General features: G+C 51.3%; 2 protein-coding genes. Both read left to right on the top strand.

The genetic code is table 11. The features are described 5' to 3' along the window. Window positions 1–1,006 precede the first annotated feature (1,006 nt). Window positions 1,007–1,750, top strand: coding sequence for a hypothetical protein (locus ACR1XY_RS24235; RefSeq protein WP_480597323.1), 744 nt, complete (start codon window positions 1,007–1,009; stop codon window positions 1,748–1,750). A gap of 302 nt (window positions 1,751–2,052) precedes the next feature. Beyond that, window positions 2,053–3,054: a hypothetical protein gene (locus ACR1XY_RS24230; RefSeq protein WP_480597321.1), complete on the top strand. Its 1,002-nt coding sequence runs from the start codon at window positions 2,053–2,055 to the stop codon at window positions 3,052–3,054. The last annotated feature ends 119 nt before the right edge of the window (window positions 3,055–3,173 follow it).

Here is a 3,173-nt window from a genome sequence, read left to right as displayed (position 1 = left end):
CAGAGGCGCCCGGTGCGGAACCGGCTGTTCCGCTGATCTGTTATCCGAAGTCGTTGAGGAAGCAAAATCCAACATCTAAATTTATCCTGACTCTATAGAGCAACTGCTAATGCATCAAAGAAGCAATCAAACGGCGCCCCGGATAAACCCGCGACGAAACGTATTTACGATTTAAAACAAATTTTGGGTTAAAAACCCAAGTACTTGCACAATTGTTGCGCAGTTGCAGCGGTTCGTCGCCGGAGGTATACCACACACCTCGTCGACATACAATCGAAGGTTGAGTGTCGGAGATTATTGAAACTGAAACTGAGGTTAGATGAGCGAACCTCAAAAACCGTACTCTGTGCAGGAAAAGGTAGCCGTTGACCTTCGCACCGGAACGATTCGGTCTCGAACGATGATGCGCGAGCGGTCCAATCGACAAAGCTCGGGTCCTGTTGACTAAGACTTTGAATGCGACATTTTGTGAGATGGTCATGAAACAGGCAGCTCCGACCCAACGAAAGCCATTGTTGAGAGGCACTGACCGGAAATGCCTGGTGGTTTTGAAGGTGGAGTCGATCTTCGATTTTGAGTCTTGTTGGTCCAGCCACGATTGGGCGCAGTGTGGGTCGTCGCAAAGCTTGGCGCCGTTTCAGTAAGTATCCCCCAGCATAACGTCTCTGACGGGGCAGGTATAATGTGTGAGGCCGCGGTTCGATCCGAACAGGCCGGACTGTCGGCTAATAAGAATTCAACGAATTTCGCAAAACATCTCGGCTGACCGAAAAATCGCGGGCGGCTTTCTTCCCCTTTTAGGCGTCCTTGCTTGGATGACTAAAGCATTACCGCACACAGAGGCGGTTCCGGGGGGGTCGGCACATCGGTGAGAGCGATTGAAACTAGTATCCAGATGGAGAACTGAGAACATGCCCCAAAAGCCAAACTCTTACCGGGTTGTCAGGCCCTGCACCGCTGAATGGATGGAACGCGCAGTCCTGGTAACGCAATGGGGTGAATCAGCATGATCGATCTTGGCCTTTCCACGACAACACTGGCAGTTCGAACCAAACATGGCGGCATAGGTGGCCTTGACCCATTGTTGTGGTGCGACCCGTCAGACCTTTCCGCGCTGTTTCAGGACGCATCGGGCACCGTGCCAGTAACGTCTGCGGGCGATCCCGTCCGACGTCTGAACAACAAGGGCACCCTGGGAGGTTACTTTCTGGCGCCGAATACGGCAGCTGCGCCAACCTATCAGACCGACGGCACCCATCGCTGGCTGGAAAGCGACGGTGTGGATGACCTGCTGGAGTTTCAGGGCACCGTGCCGTTCTCGGTGGATTTATTCGAAGCCGTTGCCTTTCGGACGATCAGCATCAACCGTGCCTTTGCCCATATCATCAGCAACAACGGCGGACGGCGGCAACCGTTGATTTCGACGCCACAATCGCAGCCCCGGCGGGTGACGGTTGCTTTTGGTGGTGCACCGACCAATGTGGATGCGCCTGCGTCGCTGATCGGCGTTGATGTCGTGGTTACGGCAACGCATGACGCCGCCCAGAGGTCTGCCAATGTGAACGGGCAGATCGTTACCGGGAGTGGTGTCACGCTGGCGGATGACGGAACGGACCCTTACCTGCTGTTCGGTCCCAATGCCTCGAATATCCGCAATTATGGCAGCATTCACATGAGCCGGGTTCCCAGCCCCGAGGAACAAGCACTGGTTCGCAAGTTCTATGCAAAGAAATCGGGCGGCACTGCCTGAGAAACAACATCTGCCGCGCAGCCTGGGTCACGCCTGACGCTCGGGTTCAGGCTGCGCACAGCAGCGCCTGGACCGTAATTGGGGAGAGTTGTTACTCGACACCTAAATACGCAAAATCGGTCGGCGGCTCATCGACTGCTAACACCGCTGGACTAATGCCCTCTCGCTTTCATCCGGTAACTGGCCTATAGGGTGCGGGGCGAAAAAGCCGGGCATGTTCAATTGCATTTTTTTTTCGTGTTGTCGAATGGACGTTAATCAACGACGACGAAGTAAACCAAAAAAGGTCAAAAGTCTGAATAATGGTCGAAGTTATTGCGGATCGGCGGGCAAACGAGAGAAACACGTACTTGATAATTGGTGCGGTTATCCTGTTTGTGGTCTTTAACTTCGCGTTTCAGGCTGCGTTCTTCACCTATGAAAGACGACCGGATGAGATCAAGGCAGTCGAATTTTTTGTAAACCTCCTGTCTTTCGAAAAAAACACCCGATTGAACCACGTATGGACCAGTGAAATCTGGACCAGATTGGTTTTGTTCGTATTCAATGTTGGGATAACCATTGTCCTGATTTATTTTAAGCTCATTGACAAAAAGACTGCTTTACTAGCGGCGATATGGCCGCTTTCAATCTTTCTTTTCTCGAAGATCTACTGGGAATTCTTTTACTTTCCTCTCTGCTTGATACGTCCCAACCTTTCTACAAGAGCCGAAGGGGCGGTGATGGCGCTACTGGCTGCATTGCTCTACGTGACCGGTGAGGCAAACCTCGGAGTTCTTTTGACTTTTCGGGCTGCTTTATTTCTGCAGAACGCAGGATTCAAAAGATCGGTGCCAATCGGCATTGTAGGGTTTGCGGTTTTTCTGGATGCAGCAATGAAAACCGGGGCTGCGTTTTCGTTTCCATGGATAGGCGGGCTGATACAACGGTTCGACTGGACGAGAAACGTTGCCAACCCGGATTACTCTCCATTGGAGAGCTTATCGGTGTTTTTCGCCAGCTTTCATTTCTTTAGCTTGCATACCGGAGCCTATTGGATAGACGCGTTGTTTTCGGTGGTCGTAGCCGTATTTTTATATTGCTCGCGTGAATTCAGGCAAAACCTAAAAGATCACCTTTGGCTGGTGGCCTGCTTCTTTTCGGTGTATTTTTTCTACACCCACGTCACATATGCCTTTCAGAACGCGCGATACTTCTTCTTTTTCATCCCGGTTTTGGCAACGCTCATACCCACGAAGTTGTTTCCGGGGTTGGCGTTTTTAGGTTTTTTCCATGTGCTATTCAGAAGCATGGAGTTTATGTAGAGTATTTTTTCAACGCTTTTGGCCTCTGGTTAGGCTCAGGACCCATTGATTTCCGTATAGCGGCGTGATTCACGGTTCGAAAACGAGCGGTGAACATGTCTGATCTTTTCTGGCTTACA

Source organism: Ruegeria sp. AD11(2025) (assembly GCF_056542405.1).
This window is presented reverse-complemented; position numbering and strand designations above follow the sequence as displayed.

Coding starts and splice junctions, on each gene's coding strand:
- ACR1XY_RS24235 (WP_480597323.1), top strand. CDS start 1,007: ATGATCGATCTTGGCCTTTCCACGACAACACTGGCAGTTCGAACCAAA.
- ACR1XY_RS24230 (WP_480597321.1), top strand. CDS start 2,053: ATGGTCGAAGTTATTGCGGATCGGCGGGCAAACGAGAGAAACACGTAC.